The sequence below is a fragment of the Vibrio sp. YIC-376 genome, from assembly GCF_052353105.1.
GTDB lineage: Bacteria > Pseudomonadota > Gammaproteobacteria > Enterobacterales > Vibrionaceae > Vibrio.
The window spans coordinates 67,040-87,019 of the sequence record NZ_JBBWFK010000004.1; the positions used below are offsets into that span (position 1 = coordinate 67,040).

Sequence of the window (19,980 nt, forward strand, 5' to 3'; positions counted from 1 at the left end):
GTCGTTGTGTATTGCTGTATTTATTTTTGTAATTTTAGAATGAACTTTCTTCTGCAGTTTCTGTTGTTTCAACAACAGCAGTATGAGCAGACTTGCCAGTCTTACGCTTGTACTTCTCTTCCCAGTAATCTGCACCTTTAATACCTAGTGCTATTGGGTTGAAAGTATACTCAGTCACGCCCTCTTTCTGTTGTCTTTCATAATCAGTCAGAGCCTTAAGTGCAGGTTTAGACATGAAGAAGATAATCAGAATACCGACGATATTTAACCAAGCCATCAAGCCAACACCAACGTCACCCATTGCCCATGCAAGGTTCGCTGTTTTTACCGTACCGTAGAATACCGCTGTCAAAAGGACCAGCTTCAGTAAAAATATCAGTCCATCTACTTTGAAAGTACGACGGATGTACGCGATGTTAGTTTCTGCAATGTAGTAGTAAGCCAGAATTGTAGTAAACGCGAAAAAGAACAGCGCAACTGCGATAAATGGTTTACCAACGCCTGGAAGTGCGCTTTCAATCGCTAGCTGGGTAAATACAGGACCGTTCGCGCCAATATCTGCTGGTAAGTTTTGTACAAGGAAAGCACCTTCTACTGCGCCATGAACGTTATAAGCACCAGTGATTAAGATCATGAATGCTGTCGCTGAACAAACAAGCAGAGTATCGATGTAGATTGAGAACGACTGTACAAGACCTTGTTGTGCAGGGTGTTCAACACTTGCTGCTGCTGCTGCGTGAGGACCAGTACCTTGACCTGCTTCGTTAGAGTAAACACCACGTTTTACACCCCAACCGATAGCCGCACCGATACCAGCCATTGGTGTGAATGCATCACCAAGGATCATGCCGATAATACGTGGAACTTCGCCGAGGTTCAGAAGAATGATAACAAAGGCTGTAACGACGTAAGCCAGTGCCATGAATGGAACAACGACTTGAGTAAAGCTTGCAATACGTTTTACACCACCAAAGATGATGAAAGCAAGAATGACACACACAACCGTACCAGTGAAAATTTTAGCAAAACTGATTGTACCGATAGCGGTTTCGATCATGTCACCAGAGCCAAACGCTGCTTCTACTGCGTTACCGATGCTGTTTGACTGTACACCCGGAAGTAGCACGCCACATGCAAAGATAGTAGAAATAGCGAAGATCCAAGCGTACCATTTCTGTCCCATTGCTTTTTCAATGTAGTAAGCAGGACCACCACGGAATTCGCCTTCATCTTCTTCTTTGTAGATTTGAGCAAGTGTTGATTCAGCGTAAGCCGTTGCAGCACCAAAGAAGGCAACGACCCACATCCAGAATACGGCACCTGGGCCACCGAAACCGATAGCAGCAGCAACACCTGCAATATTACCTGTACCTACACGGCCAGATAGAGAGACGGCAAGCGCCTGAAATGATGAAATCCCCTTTGTTGAGCTCTTTCCTGATAGCAATAAACGCCACATTTCAAAGAAATGACGAACTTGAACGAAACGAGTCATGATGGAATAGAATAAGCCAGCACCAAGGCACAAGTAGATCAGTACTGGGCTCCATATAATTCCATTCAAAAAATCAACTAATGACTGCATGAGTATTTTCCCTGTTAGTTGTGTTTGCGGTTGTTTTCCACGCAATACATTACCTTTTTTTGTAATGTAATTGTTAACTTTTTTAGCTTAAAATCCTTGATAGCGTGATGCTGAACACAGAATGAAAATAGCTTCTTAACATCTGGTTACTATTGCTTATCAAGTTACTTTTTGAACTAAGATTCCTTGTTTGACTAAGTATGCAGTATATTTTTATTAAAATTTACTTAGAAATGCAAAAGATTAATATGCTAATTTATATGCGCATTGTGGATTAATAGGCTATTTATTAATCAAGCGTAACGGAATAAATTTAGCTCGGACTGATCGATTACCTTCGTAGTTTCTCCTGCCATAATGTTAGCCAGAAGTTGACCCGAACCACATGCCATTGTCCATCCCAGAGTTCCATGACCGGTATTGGTATATAAGTTACTGTATGGAGTCGCCCCAATGATTGGCGTGCCATCTGGTGTCATTGGTCTAAAGCCGGTCCAGAATTCTGCCTGACTAAAATCTCCACTGCGAGGGAACAGATCGCGAATTACCATCTCGATTGTGTTCTTTCTCTTTTGAGGAATAGAGCCATCAAATCCGGCAAGTTCTGCGGTACCCGCGACACGAATTCTGTCGTCAAATCGAGTCATAGCAACTTTGTAGGTTTCATCCATAACCGTAGAACGAGGTGCGAATTGCTCGTTTTCGATTGGTACCGTGAGTGAATAGCCTTTGACTGGGTAAACCGGAATATCGATATCAAGCTGTTTTAGCAAGGCAGTTGAGTAGCTTCCTGAAGCCAGCACGAATTGATCAGCTTTAAACAATCCACGGTTCGTTTGGACACCTGTGATCTTTTTACCCTCAGTAACCCAATTGCTTACTTCTGTATTGAACTCAAACCTTACGCCATGAGCTTTTGCTAGCTCAGTCAGTTGTTGGCAGAACTGGAAACAGTCGCCTGTTTCATCATCTGGCAGGTACAATCCGCCCACGATCTTCTCTTTCACTAAAGCTAGACCTGGCTCTTGTTGAATACACTGCTCAACATCCATTAACTCGAAACGCGTGCCACTTTGTTCAAGTAGTTTGAGATCTTTTTCAATTGCTGTTAACTGCTGTTCAGTACGAAAGACTTGTAAGGTACCAAACTGGCGTCCTTGGTATTCAATCGCATGATCTTTGCGTAACTGCTCAAGACAAGCTCGGCTGTGGTTAGCGATAGACAGCATGCGGGCTTTGTTCACTTGATAGCGTGGCAAGGTGCAGTTTGCAACCATTTTTGATGCCCAGCTGATCATATCCGAACTTAAAGTAGGCTTAATTTTAAGAGGAGCATGCTCTTCCATTAGCCATTTAATCGCTTTGAGTGGAATACCCGGTGCAGCCCAAGGAGAAGAGTAGCCATAGGAGATTTGCCCTGCGTTAGCAAAGCTGGTTTCCATTGCACTGATTGGTTGGCGGTCGATAACCGTTACCTGATAGCCTGCCTGAGATAAATACCAAGCAGATGTTAAACCGATAACGCCGCTGCCTAAAACGATGACTTCCATTTTGCACTCCACACACAATAATTATTTGTGGCTAGTTTCTTTTGCTTACCTTTTGTTAACAATCGATATAAATTACATATAGAGTTTAGAAAAACTATAGGCTGAAGTATGAGAGGTAATCTAGTAAGTGGTTTGTGGTTATTTAGTCAAGTCGCTGAACATGGCAGTTTTACTGGTGCTGCAAAGTCTTTACACCTGACAACGGGGGCAATCAGTCAACAAATTATTCACTTAGAAGAAGCATTAGGGTTTACTCTTTTTGAACGCCACTCCCGAGGTATCCGATTAACTTCAAAGGGGATTCAACTTCAACAAGCAGCCCAATTTCACTTTTCTGAACTGGGCAAACTGCTCGATGAGTTGAAAGCCGATAAGCAAAGCAATGAGATTAAACTGAAGCTAACGCCGTCGTTTGCCTTTAAATGGCTGGTGCCAAAGCTAGAGAGCTTTCATCTTGAATATCCAGATATACAAGTGCAAATCTTTGCGGAAGTGGCGTTGGTTAATAGTGATTTGAAAGACTACGATGTCGCCATCGATTACGGACTGCATCCATATCGACATAAAGAGGCAGAGCTGCTTTTAGATGAGCAGTTATTGCCAGTCATGAGCCCTAAATACCTTGAGGATCATCGGTGGCTAAAAGCTTCATTGACTAACCATGATCCTTTATCGTCAATGGAGCAGTGGAAAGATGCCACCTTATTGCATGATGCGTTGCCGTGGGATAAAGCTGCTCGTGATTATGAATGGCTTTATTGGGCCTCGGCTATGGGATTGGATTTTAAAACCGATGTCGGACACTTTTTTAACCGTACTGACATGGCAATGTCTGCGGCTGAAGCGGGCGTTGGCATTGCGATGGCAAGGATGGCACTGATTGAAGATGAACTCGTCACTCAACGCTTGGTTTCGCCTTTCAACCCTATACCTGCCAATGCCGGGTACTATTTGATCACGAATACCAAAAGTGACTCGACCGAAAAGTTTCGAAGCTGGTTGTTAAAACAAGTTCCGAAAGTTCAGCCTTAATCAAATTGATTAAAAGAGAGCGCATCGTTAGAGGTGGTCTCTTTATAAATAGCTAATAAATATCTTAATTACAGTTCGTTTAGAGCCTCTTCCCAATTTTTATATCCTGTTGTCTTAAAGCTAACTAATTAATATTGGATCCAATATTATCATTCAAAAAATTTTGATAGAGATTCATGATGGCTAAGAGAAATAGTTTGGTATTAGCCTTAGCTTTATTTTCTGTAGGAGCTGGCGCTATGTTCTGGCCATTCAAAAAATACGATGTTGAAATGTCTCCGGAGATTCGGGGGGTTATTACGCTTGGTGGTATTCCACAGGTTGGATTAACTGTGTATAGAGAATTGTATTATGAGGGATATAAGAACGGTAAGATCTTGAAAGATGAGACTCAAATTAATGAATTAGGAGAGTTTTCATTTTCCCCAATAACTACTCGTTCGAGGATGCCTGGCGATATATTCGGTGGAAGCTTAAAGGTATACCAACATGTTTACGTTGATTACCAAAATGAAAAAAAAGAAATTTGGGGGGCTTGGGTTCCACCAGAAGGCGATAATTCATTAAGTTGGATGCTAATGAATATTAACTGTGAAATATCAAATGAAAAGAGGATTCATGAAGTTGATATTTCTCCAGAAGGTGCAATACGAATCCCAGTTCATTCAGTTTGTGATTGGAATAATCAGAGAATAAACACATACGTATACGATAAAAGCACAGATATCCACGTGCTTAGAAAATAAAGAGCAAGGAAATATAGCTAATGAGTGTGATTTCCCCATTGATGGCGAGTGATTTGTGCGATGCTGTATACGAGGTAAAGCACAACATTGAACGTATAAGATTACCAGCGGCAGTAGACAATCATTTTAGTTTCTCTCAAGTAGCGACAGGAACAACTGGTGGTTACTTTTTTCGACCTGAAACAGGGTTTGCTCTGTTGGGAAAGGGAAAAAGCCAACGTTATAAACAAGACCTTGTTTTAGCATTTCGGGGAACTGTCGGGCTTGCCGATGCGATCACCGATTTAACTTGCAGCGGAAAGGGCACCGATACTGGAGAAATGGTACATACTGGGTTCCAAACGACTTTTTATTCAATGAGAAAAGGATTAACCAATTTCCTGCGTGAGAATCCAATATCAGCTAATGGAACTATACATTGTGTCGGGCATAGTTTGGGCGGAGCATTAGCAACATTAGTGGCGAATTGGATCGCAGCATCCCCAAAATTTAAGGGAAGAGTGAATTTATACACATTTGGTTCTCCGAGGGTTGGGTTAAAATCTTTTTCGATTAACTCTTCTTCTCGAATATCGAAGCATTTTCGCTGTGTGAATGGGGCAGATCCTGTTACTAAGGCACCTGTTTGGCCTTTTTATCATGTGCCTTATGATGGTTCTGAGTACATATTAAATAGGGCTCAAGGAATGCTCCCTAAGTTACATTTTATGAGCGAATATGCCTCTTATACCAAGTCTGCAACTTGGGATAGCCTTGGATTCCAAAAGGCAAGTAATGTTTTCAAAAGAGTAATTTTGAATTACAACAATCGATTACAAGCGAATAGTTCCCCTGATTGGGCAGACAAAATATCAGCAGCAATCCTAACTTTGTTGGTTGATGGTGGTTGTGCCACATTAGTATTTGGAGCTCAGAATGTAGGTTCTGCCATTTCCACTATTTATGACGCTATTGCACGTTCCATGACCAAAATTGCTGAAATTTCCGGTGAGTTTGCAGAACGCGTCAAAGGGTTACTTGGACATATGCTTGTTTTTGCGGGGAAAGGTGCAAACGTTGCAATCAAGTTTACTTTCTCCTTTATCCGCTGGGTATTTGATTTGGTGTTACGCAAGTTAAATCTAGCTGTCAAAGCCGCATTAAAAAACACCATATAATCATATAAGAAGCCGCCTCAATTGAGGCGGTTTTTGTTTGTGTCTGAGGTATTGAATATGGGGTCACTCTTTCTTCCCTCATGATGGCAAGCAGCAAAGTCTTACGTATTCCCATATAAGTAACAAGGTTGAAGATATGCATTGTGACCAATAGCGAGGTTCTTTGAGCAAAAAATGGGCATGATGAGAGATAAGATTTTTCAGAGATAACGAACAAGGAAGAACATGAAAGACGAAACGCTATCGATCCATTTTGGCTATGAAACGGATCCGACCACTAAGTCAGTAGCGACACCGATTTACCAGACCGTTGCTTATGAATTTGATAATGCTCAGCATGGTGCAGACCTATTTAATTTAGAGGTTCCGGGCAATATTTACACGCGTATTATGAACCCAACCAATGACGTTCTGGAAAAGCGCATGGCGGCGTTGGAAGGTGGCATCGGTGGTCTGGTTGTGAGCGCAGGCAGTGCGGCTATTAACTATGCGATTCTGACCTTGGCTCAGGCAGGGGATAACATCGTATCCACACCACAACTTTACGGTGGTACCTACACTTTGTTCGCACATATGTTTCCTAACCTGGGAATTCAGGTGAAGTTCGCTAAGGATGACAAACCGGAAAGCCTGGCCGAACTTATCGATGAAAATACCAAAGCCGTGTACTGCGAGAGTATTGGTAACCCAGCTGGTAACATCATCGACTTAGAGCGTGTAGCTGATCTCGCACACGCACAAGGCGTACCTGTGATTGTGGACAATACCGTAGCGACGCCAGTGTTGTGTAAGCCAATTGAGTTTGGTGCAGACATAGTGGTGCACTCTCTGACCAAATATGTTGGTGGCCATGGCACGACTTTGGGCGGTGTGATTGTCGATTCAGGTAAGTTTCCTTGGGCGTTGCACAGCAAGCGTTTCCCGGTATTCAACCAGCCAGAACCGTCTTATCACGGAGTGGTGTATACCGAGGCATTTGGTGATGCCGCATTTATTGGTCGAGCGAGAACGGTACCGCTACGCAATACTGGTTCGGCACTTTCACCAATGAATTCATTCATGCTAATGCAGGGGCTGGAAACGTTATCTTTACGTATGGAGCGCCATACTGAGAATGCGCTTAGAGTGGCGGAGTACCTCAACCAGCACGAAAAAGTCAGTTGGGTAAGCTATGCCGGGTTGCCGGAGTCTCAGCACTATGAACTGGCGAAAAAGTACATGAAAGGTAAGCCTTCAGCCATTTTGTCGTTTGGTTTGAAAGACGGATATGAAGCCGGTGTGCGTTTCTATGACGCGCTAAAAATCTTTAAGCGTTTGGTCAATATCGGTGATGCCAAGTCTCTGGCTTGTCACCCAGCCTCAACTACTCACCGTCAGTTGAGTGAAGCGGAACAAAAACAGGCGGGAGTGTCACCGGAGATGATCCGTTTGTCAGTCGGTATTGAGCATATTGATGACATCTTAGCCGATTTAGAGCAAGCACTGAACGCATAATCTATCCCTTAGATAGAGCTTTTAGTCACCCATAGGCCAGCCTTTAATAAAGCTGGTCTGTTTTATTTTTATTTCTTTATTTTCAAAATGATATGGCTTTTTGGTTTGCCATATTCCAAAAGCTCATAGAGGTCGAATTTTATTCCCTTGTTAGGCGTGAGTTTATTCAAGATGATGTGATGAAATATTATTCAATTGAAGGAATACACATGTCTTTTGTTTTTCATCGTCATTGCCACAATATATTGCCTGTTATTGACCATGGAGAAGGCGTTTATCTGTTTGATAAACAAGGCAAGCAATATTTAGATGCGTGCGGTGGTGCGGCGGTATCGAATCTTGGTCATAGCCATCAAGCCGTTAAACAAGCGATGTTGGAACAGATAGAGCGAGTTCCTTTTGCCCATACCGGCTTTTTTACTAGCGAAAGCGGTGAGCAACTTGCTGAGTTAATTTGCCAATGTATGTCTGGACAGTTCAACCATGTTTATCTTGTTAGTGGTGGTTCAGAGGCTGTTGAATCGGCGCTTAAAATGGCGCGCCAGTATTTTGTGGAATCCGGTAAGCCAGAGAAAAAACAGTTCATCGCGCGTCAACAGAGTTATCACGGCAATACGCTCGGAGCTTTAGCCGTTGGGGGAAACGAGTGGCGACGTCAGCCCTTTAAGCCAATTTTGCACCCAAGCCATCATATAGCGCCATGTTATGCCTATCGTTATCAGGGAAGCGATGAATCAGAGTTGGATTACTCACAACGCGCAGCGAATGAGCTGGAAGCCAAAATTCTTGAGCTCGGAGCGGATAATGTGATGGCGTTTATCGCCGAGCCGATTGTTGGTGCGACGGCTGGTGCTGTCCCTGCGACCAAAGGATACTTTACGCGTATTCGAGAAATTTGCGACCAATATGATGTGCTGTTGATCTTGGATGAAGTGATGTGTGGCGTTGGTCGAAGCGGCAGCTTTTTCGCGTTTGAACAAGAGGAAGCCGAGCCGGATTTAGTGTGCATGGCGAAAGGTCTGGGCGCGGGTTATCAACCGATTGGTGCGGTCGTTGCTAACGACAAAGTATATCGAGCGATTGAGTCTGGCAGCGGATTTTTCCAACATGGTCATACTTTTATGGCACATCCGGTGGCTTGTGCAGCAGCGGTTGCAACAGTGAAAACAATATTCGAGGAAGATCTATTAACTGCAGTGAATCGACAAGGTGCGTTGCTGCGAAATGAGCTTGGTTTAGCTTTGTCTGAACTGCCTTATATCGGTGATATCCGAGGCAAAGGACTATTCTTCGGTATTGAGCTGGTGGCGGATAAAGAGAACAAAGCGCCTTTAAACAAGGCCACTCTGGCAGACAAGCGGATTAAACAGCGAGCAATGGAAAATGGCTTAATGTGCTATCCAATGGGAGGCACCATCGATGGGGTGAACGGACATCATATTTTGTTGGCACCTCCTTTCATTTTTCAGCCAGACCATATTGATGAGCTGGTGGGGAAACTCACCCGTACGCTTAGCGAGGTATCCAATACGTGGCTATAGACAGTATATCTGCGCGCTTACCTCATAGAGAGCCAATTGCAATCATCGTTGCGCCGAATGGCGCGAAAAAGACTAAACAGGATCATCATAGCTTGCCTATGACCATAGAGGAGTTGGTTGCCGAAGCGTTAGCATGTCAGTCGGCGGGGGCAGCGATGATCCATTTGCATGCCCGTGATTTATTCGGCAGGCATTCATTAGACGTTGAGGACAATTTACCTGTATATCATGCTGTTAAAGAAGCGGTTGGCGATAAGATGATTGTTCAATTGACTACAGAAGCTGTCGGACGGTATTCACCACAGCAGCAGATAGCGTTGATTAAAGCGGTGCGTCCTGAAGCGGCTTCGTTTGCTTTAAGAGAGTTGTTTCCTGATAGAGAGTGCGAAAAAGAAGGAAGTGCCTTTTTCCACTGGGCAGCCGAACAACCTATGTTGAGCCAAATCATTCTCTACAATGAGGCTGACATCGAGCGTTATTTCGAGTTGCGCGAAAGTGGTGTACTACCTAATTACAATCAACACGTGCTCGTTGTACTGGGGAGATATCATAAAAATCAGCAGTCCTCGCCATGGGATTTGCGAGACTTAAGTTTAGAGCGATTCAGTCAAGAAGGCATTCGCTGTGCCGTTTGTGCGTTCGGAGCAAAAGAGCAGGACTGTTTAACGTCTGCGATGCTGCTTGGCTTAGATGTTCGGGTAGGATTTGAGAACAACCACCTGGATGCAAGTGGCGGATTGGCTGAGAGTAATAGTGCGCAAGTTAAGGCTTTGAGTGATATTAGCCGACTCTTGAATGTTCCCTTAGATGATGCTCGTAACTTCAGTTCTTCTATTTGCGGTTAAACAAAGAGATTCCGTCAGAATGAAAAGAGGCTCCAGTTGGAGCCTCTTTCTGTACTTGTCTTTATTATTGTTCGGTCTGAACTTCAGGCTGTCGTGCCTTATGCTTAATAAACACCGCGACAATCGCAGCAACCGCAAGAGCAAAGCAGTAGTATGAGTTTGTTACGACTTCCAGCGGCGATAAATTAAATACTGAGCCAAGCAACAGCACTTGAGCGCCGTAAGGTAATATACCTTGCACTACACAAGAGAAGATGTCTAATAAGCTCGCAGAGCGGCGAGGGGAGACGTTGTTCTCTTCTGCTAATTGACGCGCAACGCTGCCCGATACAATGATCGCGACTGTGTTGTTCGCCGTACAGCTGTTGACCATTGAAACCAGTCCGGCGATACCCAGTTCACTCGCACGACTGTTCGCATGCTTAGAGTGACTAGAGCCGAAAGTTTTGATCATCCTGCTAACTAAATTGGTCAGGAACGCAAGGCCACCTTGGCGACGCATCAGTTCACTCAAGCCACCGATGAGCATAGATAACAGGAAAATTTCCTGCATGTTGCCAAAACCAGTGTAAACATCTTGCGCCATATTCGTCAGGCCATAGCCATCAATCGAAACAAGACCGACGCCGCCAGCCAGCAGAATGCCAATAGTCAGCACAACAAATACGTTCATCCCCGATACTGCTAATACCAGAATGGTTACGTATGGCATTACTTTCAGCCATTCGATAGGGCCCGCTTCTGGTATTTGTGTCGCTGTGCTGTTGTACGCGAAAATAGCCATCGCAATTAATGCAGCTGGCAGGGCAATGCGGATGTTCTCTCTGAACTTGTCCTTCATTTCACAGCCCTGAGAGCGGGTCGCCGCAATCGTGGTGTCAGAGATAATCGAAAGGTTATCACCAAACATAGCACCACTAAGTACTACACCTGCCGTCATTGGTAAGCTCATCCCTGCTGATTCCGCAATCCCTAAAGCGACCGGAGCAACTGCTGCAATCGTCCCCATTGAGGTACCCATCGAGGTTGCGATGAATGCCGAGATAAGGAAAAGACCCGGTAAGATCATACTGGTTGGAATCGCTGACAAGCCAAGGTTTACGGTTGCATCAACACCACCAGAGGCTTTCGCTACCGCTGCAAATGCGCCAGCAAGCAAGTAGATCATACACATGGCAATAATGTCTTGATGACCCACGCCGCGCATAAAGTGTTCAATAGAACGACCGAGCTTATCTTTGCTTAGTAGAAAAGCAATGATGATTGCAGGTAAAACTGCAATAGGAGCTGGTAGTTGATAGAAAGCAAACTCTACACCTTGCAGAGATAAGTAAGTCCCTACACCAATAAATAGCGCAAGAAATACAATAAGTGGAATGAGCGCGACCGCTGAGGGTGCAACTGCTTGAGTAGTGTGCTGGGAACCGGACATGTAAACGACAAACTTAAAAATAAGGAAAGCGAGCAGACTAATCTCACTGCTAAGTAATGTCAACGTCTAGACGTCTAAATGGCTGCGTAATTTATAGCCCTTAGGCGTTAAATTCCAGACGTGATTTTTTATCTTCTTGATACTGTTGGTTTTAATTTTAAGCTCATTTAATCAGCAGATTTTGCTTTTTTCCGTTTGATAATGCCAAGTACCATCCATACAAACAAAGCGGCTGCAATAACCCAGATATAGTATTTGTATTGAGTGTACAGATGGCTGAGCGAACTTAAATGTTCAAATGCAAAGTGAGCAAGTAAGCTGAACACCAAGACCCAAATCGTCGCCGCGAGTGCATTGCCTAACAGGAACTCTTTGCGGGGCATTTTGGCGATCCCACAGGCTAATGGCATAAACTGCTTCATTCCCTCGATAAAACGACTGACGACTAAACAAGCGGGGCCGTATTTTTGGATGATGGTTTGCAGCTTGGTCATTTTAGGGCCGGATATATAGCCTTTTTTATCCAGCCAACCTTCGAAGTAATACCCTATTAAATAACCACAGGTATTGCCAATAAAGCAGCTCAGCCAGGATACCGACATCACCAGAGTAAGGTTCATCACTTGTTCGGAAGAGAGAATGGAAGCTGCGACCATCAGAGACTGGCCGGGCATAGGGATGCCAACGCCTTCGAGGAAAATACTGACAACAAGTGCAAAGTAACCGTACTGCTCAAGCAGAGGCTTCATGGAGATAAGTAGTTCGTTGATATGTTCCAAAAGCTTCCCCGTAATAAAGGCAGAATGAGCTGACGGCTATGGTTAATTTTAGGTTTGATTCTCGCTACCGGGAATAACGGATATTTCTCTTTAACGTTGCCGTTTTTACCATGTGCAGGCAACGTCCGCCAGCCTCCTGAAAAGAGGAGGCTGGCGTCAGCATGTTATTGCTCTTTCGCCTTGGTAAAACCGCCATATAAATCGAGGCGGCGATGACGCAGGTTGGTCACTGAGCCTTCAGTGTTGAGTTGTTTTAATTTGGTTAAGTCGACATCAGCAAAAATGATCATTTCGGTATTCGCACTTGCTTCTGTCAATGTGGCATCGTGTGGGAAGTAAATATCCGAAGGTGAGAACACGGCTGATTGCGCATACTGAATATCTACGTTGTCCACGCGAGGTAAGTTGCCAACACTGCCGCCAATCGCCACATAACATTCATTTTCGATAGCTCGAGACTGAGAACAGATACGAACTCGTTGATATCCGTTCTTGGTGTCGGTCCAAAATGGTACAAACACGATTTGCGCACCTTGTTCTGCGAGCATTCTTCCCAGCTCCGGGAACTCGCTGTCGTAGCAAATCAGTATGCCGACTTTGCCTGCATCGGTTTCAAATACTTGTACGTTGTCGCCACCGTCAATGACCCAGTCTTTTTGTTCATGAGGCGTAATGTGAATTTTGTACTGAGCGTTGATCTCGCCGTCACGCTGCAGTAAATAGGCGACATTGTAGAGTTTTCCGTCTTCGATAACGGGCATACTCCCTGCAATGATATTGATGTTGTAGGTGACCGCCATTTGTGAAAAACGTTCTTTGATCTCTTCTGTGAAGCCAGCAAGAAAACGGATAGCCTCTACGGAGTTTTGATCATTTTTAAGCCCCATTAATGGTGCGTTAAAAAACTCAGGGAAGAGCGCAAAATCAGCTTTGTAATTTGCCAGGGAAGAGATAAAGAACTCTGCTTGATCCAGTAAGTCTTCCAGATCGTTCATCGCTCGCATTTGCCATTGGACAACACCGATGCGGATCAGAGTTTTCTCGACATCGTGGACAGACTGAATGTCTTCTTCATAGAAGAAGTTATCCCACTCCAGAAGCGTAGCGTATCCTCTGGATGCACTGTCTTCAGGCAGATAGCCTCGCATAATTCGTTTTACATCAAATCCATTGGCTAGTTGGAACGACAAAATCGGGTCATGAAGCTCACGGCGTTTCACTTTATCGATGTAGTCCGCCACGCTCATTTCATCGGCGTACTGGTGATAATTAGGAATGCGGCCACCAGCCAGTATCGCTTTGAAGTTTTTGCTGCGACACAATTCTTTGCGCGCATCATACAGACGACGCCCTAATCGAAGTCCGCGGTAATCTGGGTGAACAAAAACATCAAGACCATACATGGCATCGCCAGTGACCTGATTCTGAATGACGTTGTTTTCGGTGATGATATCGGTGTAGAGATGAGGGAGTGAAAAGCGGTTGTAGTCGACTTTAATCGTTAGAGCGGCACCAACAATTTTGCCGTTGTATTCAATACAAATCTGACCGTCAGGAAACTGATGTATGAGATCCATAATGGTCAGACGTGGCCATGAGCCGCCTACATCCGGAAATACCAAGTCCATTAACTCTGCGAGTTCAGGGTAATCCATTGGCTCTATGGTGCGTAAAGAGAGTTTGGGCGAGTTGCTGTCCATATCCTACTATCCATTTATCCTTTTCAAACAGTATGGATGAGAATGCCATATTTTTAACCATACATACACCGACGATGGCTAAGGTTATAGGAGCAGAGTCTTATCGCTTATGTGTTGCGGGTTAACTTACTCTTCAACCATTCATTAAATAGAGCGACTTTTCTGGAGCTTAAACGGTAGTTAGGAATAACGACGTAATAACCGTAACCGCTGTGCAGGGTCATATCATGTATGTGTTGGATATCTCCGCGCTGAATAGAAAACTGCGCCATAAAATCGGGGACCAGCGCGAGGCCTTTTTCCATTCTTACCGCCTCACAAGCCAAATAAAAATGTTCAAATCCAACCGAATGATAGGTAATTGGGTTATCCAGCGCATGCTCAACTTTAAACTGTTCCCAAAGTTGAGGGCGAGTGGTCTGAGGTATAAACGGGTAGAGACTAATGTCCTGTTTGTCCTTCAACGGTGGGATCTTGGTGCTGCCAACAAGCAGTAAGGTTTCTTCACACAGTAACTGACTGTATTCATAGTGAGTCGACAGTGGCAGGCATCTTACGTTGAGATCACTGTTATTGTTGATATTCTTGATAGCGCCATCACCGGTGCGAATTTTAACTCTTATATTCGGGTGCTGCCGGTGGAAGTCGTCAATATTGGGTACTAACCATAAGCTCGCAAAAGAAGGGGTAACATCGACGATAAGCAGTTCTTGCTCGGTGTTACATTGAATCAAGCTTGCCGTCGCATGCTGAATGAGCTCCAGCGCTTCTGTGATCTGTGGTAAGTAACGCTTTCCTTCTTCAGTGAGTTCCACACCATTAAGGCCACGTTTAATCAACGGTAAACCCACGAGTTGTTCTAACGACGCAATCTGTTTGCTCACCGCCCCTTGTGTCACACACAGGTCATCTGCCGCCTTGGAAAAACTCAGATGATTTGCGACGGCGACAAAGGTTCTTAACGCACGTATGGAAGGATACTCACTGCCTTTTAACATTTTCAGTTCCATTGAATTGTGGTTAGTTCACAGAGTAGAGGATTTGCCTGTTGAAGCAAAGCGAATGAGCTACAGACTGAAGGAGTAGGCGGAGTTCATTGGGTGTTAAGAATAAGGTAGCGTCGAAAAGCAAAGGTCTAGCGGATGCCAGACCTTGCCCTTGCGCGTAAAAGGAGATTGAGGGTTCACTCTGTGTTGCCCCTTACATAACAAAGAGTGAACTTTCACCTTCGGGAGTTAAAGTGCTTTTTTGTACAGCTCGATTACTTGCTCACGAGTCATTGGGTACGGGTTACCGCCTGCGCATGGATCGGCCATGGCATCATCAACCCAGCTCAGAATATCTTCTTCAGTGACGCCAAGTTGAGCAAAGCCCTCTGGAATACCAACACGACGATTCAGAGCATTGAGTTCATCAATAGCAACCAGACTTGCTTGCTCTGCGGTCATACCCGATGTATCGGCACCAAGTGCTTTCGCAACCTGGGCAAATTTTTCGACACAATATGGGCGGTTGAACTCGCACACGACAGGCAGAAGAATCGCATTACATACGCCGTGTGGCAGGTCTTTGTGTGCGCCAGCTGGGTGTGCCATCGCATGTACCATACCAAGTCCTGCGCTGTTGAATGACAACCCCGCGATAAACTGGCCGTATGCCATCATTTCACGAGCTTCGACATTCGAGCCATCATCAACCGCTTTTGGCAAGCTTTGAGCGATGGTTTTGATCGCTTCCAGAGAAATATAATCGGTTAATTTGTGTGCCCCAACGGATACAAAAGATTCAACTGCATGGGTCAAAGCGTCAATACCGGTAGCCGCCGTCGTGCTGCTAGGCAGACCTAACATAACACTCGGATCGTTGACCGAAATGTCCGGGATGATCTTATCGGAGATGATTACATGTTTTACATGTGTCTCCGTGTCAGTGATCACCGCGTTGCTCGTTACTTCTGCTGCAGTGCCAGCGGTCGTATTGATCGCGTATAGCGGAGCACCAAGACGTTTTACTTTCTCGACACCATTGTACGCGGCAATTGGTCCTTCATTGGCAGATAGGATCTTGATTGCTTTTGCGGTATCAATAGAACTGCCACCACCAAAACCGATCACAAATTGTGCGCCTGAATCACAATACATCTTGTAGGCGGTGTTGACCGTATTGGTGTCAGGGTTTGGACGTACATCTTTGAACAGCACCAGATTCAGCGAACTGTCAAGAAACTTATCAGCGAAGCCAAGTTCTACCAGTGTAGGATCGCAGATAAGTAGCCCTTTTTCACTGCCATGTTCATCAGACAGACGTTCAATCAGTGCTTCAATTGCTCCAACACCGGAGTAGTTGATTTTTGGGAAAGCCAGTTTGAACACACTCATAATTCACACCTTATAGATTAAATTCTCGTTTCAAGATTTCCATGTTCTCTTTGGTTACACCTTCAGGCTCGTAACCAGCAGATGTACACATCAGGTACAGCTTGGCGCCTTTGTTTGCTACATCAATGTAATCAAATGCTTGTAGTACATCTGCGCCAGAAGCCGTCGCACCGTGTTTTTCCCAGATAGCGACGTCATGTTCCTGTAGTGCTGCTGTTGTTCCGTCGGCCATTTCTTCTGAAGAAGGCAGGCAGTATGGGATCATGCCGATACCACGTGGGACAAATGCGCGTACTTCAGGCAACATTTTCCAGCATGTGTGCGTGAACAGTTCGCTGCTTTTTGAGATATCTGGGTGGTGAGATAATGCAATCAGTTCAAGTGGGTGAGTGTGAACCACCGATTTGTGGTCAGAACCCGTTTTATGTTTATCTACCAGGATTTTGATGTGGCTGATGAACTCTGACGTCGGCGCAAAATCCGCACTTGCCTTACCACCCCAAAGGATTTGGTAGCCGTTTGCAGCGCCGTTGATTTTAAGTACGCATCCCGCGTAATCAGGATCACGCAGTTCACGAATACGTTGACCAGTGCCTTTTACGTAGTAGATGCGGTTAGCACTTTCGATTGGTAACTGCAGTGGCAGCGCTTTTTCTTGCACGTCGACTTGTGGAATTTCGTCGAACAGGTCAGTGACATCAACAGAGATGTTGCCGCCATTACGCTCTGCCCATTCACGTTGCCAAAGGTATTGAGAAACTTCACTAACTTTTTCGATTTCGCGCATTACTGCGTCGTTTAACTGAATCATACTGGTAACCTTATATTTGTGTTAACCAAACAAGCCAGATATAAAATCTGACTTGTTTGTTGTTGAGCAATTTGAATTAACGTGTTTCTAGGATGGTTGCTTCGTAGTCTTTCACGTCGTTGATCCAATCAAAACCGACTGGGACTTCGTGTTGGTGACAGTGGTAGTTCCAAACCGCTGCCCAAGGCAGAGAATGTGCCTCTTCAATCAGACCCAGACGTGTGGTGTAGTCGAACGACGCTTCTGCTGCTTTTAGTTGCTCTACTGGTTCTAGTAGGGCTTTCAGTAGCGCTTTCTGAGCGTTACGAGTACCGATAACCCAAGCTGCGATGCGGTTAATTGATGCATCAAAGAAGTCCAAACCGATAGCAACGCGATCTAGCAGGTTGTTACGTACGATTTCACGCATGATTGCCTGAGTTTCGTCGTCGAAAGAAACCACGTGGTCAGAGTCCCAGCGAACCGGACGAGTTACGTGCAGTTGCAGATCGTTTACGTACAGTGAACATGCACTGATTTTGTCGCTGATGACTTCTGTTGGGTGGTAGTGGCCAGCATCTAGACATAGTGCTGTACCGCGAGTTGCCGCATACGCCAGGTAGAACTCGTTACTACCGACAGTAAATGCTTCTGCGCCGATGCCGAACAGTTTGCTTTCTACCGCGTCTTTATGGAACGCCGTGTCGATTTTCTCTGCCAGTGCTTTATCCAGAGAATCCGCCAGGCGAGCACGTGGAGACAAGCGGTCAACTGGCTGATCTTTCATGCCGTCTGGGATCCAGATGTTCATGAATGATGCAGAACCAAGCTCACGGCCGAAGTATTCAGAAATCTTACGGCTTGCTTTCACGTGATCGATCCAGAACTGGCGGATCTCTTCATCAGGGTGAGATAGAGTCAGACCGTCATCTGCTTTCGGGTGAGAGAACAGAGTAGGGTTAAAGTCTAAGCCCAGATCTTTCTCTTTTGCCCACTCAACCCAACGTGCGAAGTGTTCAGGTTTAATTTGGTCACGCTCTACGTACTCATCGGCATCGAGGTAGATAGCGTGCAGGTTGACACGTTTTTTACCTGGAATCAGCGAGAAGGCTTTTTCCATATCGGCACGCAGTTGTGCTGGAGTTTTTGCCGCGCCAGGGTAGTTGCCTGTTGCCTGGATACCGCCACTCAGCGCAGTGTCTGGAGATTCAAAACCACGTACATCGTCGCCTTGCCAGCAGTGCATAGAGATTGGCGTTTGGTTCAGTAGCGCCAGCGCTTTGTCTGTATCCACACCGTACTTTTCGAAAACCGCTTTTGCTTGCTCGTAAGCTGAAATGATCTGCTCTTTGCTCATGGTCAGGTACCTTATTTAGTGATTTGTTGGAATTGGGATTTGATTTGTTCCAATCCCTCAATATTGTTTGCAGTAAAGTTCTTCACATCAGAAGAGGCATCGATAATTTGGCGGCCTTCTTCCAGCGAGGTAATAATGTCGGACGCGATAAATTGGTTAATCACGTTGCCCAGTGCGGAGGCTTCTGTCGGTTCGGTCGAAACCTTGATTTGACAGACATCCGCACAAAGTTGGTTAAGGAACTGGTCTTGTGTGCCACCACCGACGATGCGTAATTCAGTAATTGGTTTGCCTGTGACTTCCGATAGCTCAGTCAGTACCTTGTCGTACGCCAGTACTAGGCTGTCATAGATACAGCGGATGACTTCGGATAGGGTTTCTGGTGCTTCAAGATCACGTTTCTTAAACCAGTTTTTAATCGCTTGTGTCATGGACGCTGGGTTTAAGAAATCGTTGTCATTTGGATTCACGATGTACTTAAATGGCTCAGCTTGGCGTGCCAGACTGGCAATGTCAGGGAACGTCAGTGATGGGTTCTCTGCTTTAATGCGCTGGATTAGCCATAACCCCATGATGTTTTTCAGTACACGATAACGGCCATCTACACCGCCTTCATTGGTCAGGTTGTATTGATAAGCGAGCTCACCCGTGTACGGTTCGAAGCTTTCAATACCCACCAGTGACCAAGTACCTGAGCTCAGGTAAGCCATTGTGTCATGTGCGATTGGCGTTGCTGCCACCGCTGAAGCAGTGTCGTGACTTGCTACAGAACACACAGGGATTTGTACGTCACCTACATGATATTGACCGATAATGCGATTAGGCATTTTAGGAGGTAGGAACCAATCCATTTTTGCACCGCAAGCGTCAAGTAGCGGCTTGTTCCAGGTTTTATCTTTGCAATCAAGCAGCTGGCTGGTGGAAGCATTGGTGTATTCACAATGCTTAACGCCACTGAGTTTGTAGTTCAGGTAATCTGGAATAAACAACAGCGTATCGATATCTGAGAACCATTCTGGTTTCTGATCAGCAATCGCTTTTAACTGGTAAAGCGTATTGAAAGGTAAAAACTGAATACCAGTCTGCTGATAGATTTGCTCGCGCGTTAGCTGGCTGTCCTGAAGAAGTTTCTCCAACGTGCCTTCAGTTCGTGCATCACGGTAGCTGACAAATTCACCAAGGTGACGGCCAAACTTATCCAGCAACACAAAATCCACACCCCAGGTATCAATGCCCAGAGAAGTAATTTCAACACCAGTTGCGAGTACTTTATTGATGCCTACTTTAATCTCTTCCAGAATGGAGTAGAGATCCCAACAGGACTCATTACCATGCATCACTTGCTGGTTTTGAAAACGGTGAAACTCTTCGAGATCGATTTTTCCGTTGTTCAGATAACCAACCATGACACGTCCACTTGACGCCCCAAGGTCTATTGCAATCACAGCCTTCATCATGAATACCACCTCTTGTTCTTTAGAGGTATTACACCGTTTTTTTCGCTTGAATAACTTCAAAAATCCCCCTGGAAAAACATATTTGGTGCGTTTTTCTCAAGAAGCTCATGCGGTATTTCAAACTTTTGAAAAGTAGT

At 45.1% G+C, this 19,980-nt stretch carries 16 protein-coding genes; 6 read left to right on the forward strand and 10 right to left on the reverse strand.

Features of this window, described 5'->3' with window-relative positions; all coding sequences use genetic code 11:
• Window positions 1–34: 34 nt before the first annotated feature.
• Window positions 35–1,585: an alanine/glycine:cation symporter family protein gene (locus WJM94_RS09305; RefSeq protein ID WP_444493975.1), complete on the reverse strand. Its 1,551-nt coding sequence runs from the start codon at window positions 1,583–1,585 to the stop codon at window positions 35–37.
• Between the two features lie 293 nt (window positions 1,586–1,878).
• Window positions 1,879–3,135 (reverse strand): D-amino acid dehydrogenase, encoded by a 1,257-nt coding sequence (locus WJM94_RS09310; RefSeq protein WP_444493976.1) that lies wholly within the window; start codon window positions 3,133–3,135, stop codon window positions 1,879–1,881.
• 108 nt (window positions 3,136–3,243) lie between these two features.
• Here WJM94_RS09310 and WJM94_RS09315 point away from each other — a divergent pair, with 108 nt between their 5' ends.
• The 6 genes from WJM94_RS09315 (at window position 3,244) to WJM94_RS09340 (ending at window position 9,950) form a co-directional block, all read left to right on the forward strand.
• Window positions 3,244–4,167, forward strand: coding sequence for a LysR substrate-binding domain-containing protein (locus WJM94_RS09315; protein ID WP_444493977.1), 924 nt, complete (start codon window positions 3,244–3,246; stop codon window positions 4,165–4,167).
• 239 nt (window positions 4,168–4,406) lie between these two features.
• Window positions 4,407–4,913, forward strand: a complete 507-nt coding sequence (locus WJM94_RS09320) for a DUF6795 domain-containing protein (RefSeq protein WP_444493978.1) — start codon at window positions 4,407–4,409, stop codon at window positions 4,911–4,913.
• A gap of 20 nt (window positions 4,914–4,933) precedes the next feature.
• On the forward strand, window positions 4,934–6,070 hold the full coding sequence (locus tag WJM94_RS09325) for a lipase family protein (protein ID WP_444493979.1): 1,137 nt from the start codon (window positions 4,934–4,936) through the stop codon (window positions 6,068–6,070).
• A gap of 225 nt (window positions 6,071–6,295) precedes the next feature.
• Window positions 6,296–7,564: an O-acetylhomoserine aminocarboxypropyltransferase/cysteine synthase family protein gene (locus WJM94_RS09330; RefSeq protein ID WP_444493980.1), complete on the forward strand. Its 1,269-nt coding sequence runs from the start codon at window positions 6,296–6,298 to the stop codon at window positions 7,562–7,564.
• Window positions 7,565–7,773: 209 nt separating this feature from the next.
• A complete protein-coding gene (locus WJM94_RS09335) occupies window positions 7,774–9,105 on the forward strand; it encodes an aspartate aminotransferase family protein (protein ID WP_444493981.1) in 1,332 nt (443 codons plus the stop codon).
• Complete coding sequence (locus WJM94_RS09340) at window positions 9,096–9,950, forward strand: 3-keto-5-aminohexanoate cleavage protein (protein ID WP_444493982.1); 855 nt, start codon at window positions 9,096–9,098, stop codon at window positions 9,948–9,950. Before WJM94_RS09335 ends, WJM94_RS09340 begins: the two co-directional genes overlap by 10 nt.
• A 64-nt stretch (window positions 9,951–10,014) precedes the next feature.
• Here the strand turns inward: WJM94_RS09340 and WJM94_RS09345 are convergent, their stop codons facing one another.
• The 8 genes from WJM94_RS09345 to rhaB all read right to left on the reverse strand — a co-directional run bounded on the left by WJM94_RS09345 (window position 10,015) and on the right by rhaB (window position 19,843).
• A complete protein-coding gene (locus WJM94_RS09345) occupies window positions 10,015–11,382 on the reverse strand; it encodes a Na+/H+ antiporter NhaC family protein (protein ID WP_444493983.1) in 1,368 nt (455 codons plus the stop codon).
• Between the two features lie 167 nt (window positions 11,383–11,549).
• Window positions 11,550–12,137, reverse strand: a complete 588-nt coding sequence (locus tag WJM94_RS09350; RefSeq protein ID WP_444494228.1) for a DedA family protein — start codon at window positions 12,135–12,137, stop codon at window positions 11,550–11,552.
• 188 nt (window positions 12,138–12,325) lie between these two features.
• Window positions 12,326–13,861 carry a GNAT family N-acetyltransferase gene (locus WJM94_RS09355; protein ID WP_444493984.1) on the reverse strand — a complete coding sequence of 512 codons (1,536 nt, stop codon included), beginning with the start codon at window positions 13,859–13,861 and terminating at the stop codon, window positions 12,326–12,328.
• 107 nt (window positions 13,862–13,968) lie between these two features.
• Complete coding sequence (locus tag WJM94_RS09360; RefSeq protein WP_444493985.1) at window positions 13,969–14,859, reverse strand: LysR family transcriptional regulator; 891 nt, start codon at window positions 14,857–14,859, stop codon at window positions 13,969–13,971.
• Window positions 14,860–15,096: 237 nt separating this feature from the next.
• Window positions 15,097–16,239 (reverse strand): iron-containing alcohol dehydrogenase, encoded by a 1,143-nt coding sequence (locus WJM94_RS09365; protein ID WP_444493986.1) that lies wholly within the window; start codon window positions 16,237–16,239, stop codon window positions 15,097–15,099.
• Between the two features lie 10 nt (window positions 16,240–16,249).
• Complete coding sequence (gene rhaD, locus WJM94_RS09370) at window positions 16,250–17,050, reverse strand: rhamnulose-1-phosphate aldolase (protein ID WP_444493987.1); 801 nt, start codon at window positions 17,048–17,050, stop codon at window positions 16,250–16,252.
• A gap of 76 nt (window positions 17,051–17,126) precedes the next feature.
• Window positions 17,127–18,386 carry an L-rhamnose isomerase gene (locus WJM94_RS09375; RefSeq protein ID WP_444493988.1) on the reverse strand — a complete coding sequence of 420 codons (1,260 nt, stop codon included), beginning with the start codon at window positions 18,384–18,386 and terminating at the stop codon, window positions 17,127–17,129.
• 11 nt (window positions 18,387–18,397) lie between these two features.
• Window positions 18,398–19,843, reverse strand: coding sequence for a rhamnulokinase (gene rhaB / locus WJM94_RS09380; RefSeq protein WP_444493989.1), 1,446 nt, complete (start codon window positions 19,841–19,843; stop codon window positions 18,398–18,400).
• Window positions 19,844–19,980 lie beyond the last annotated feature (137 nt).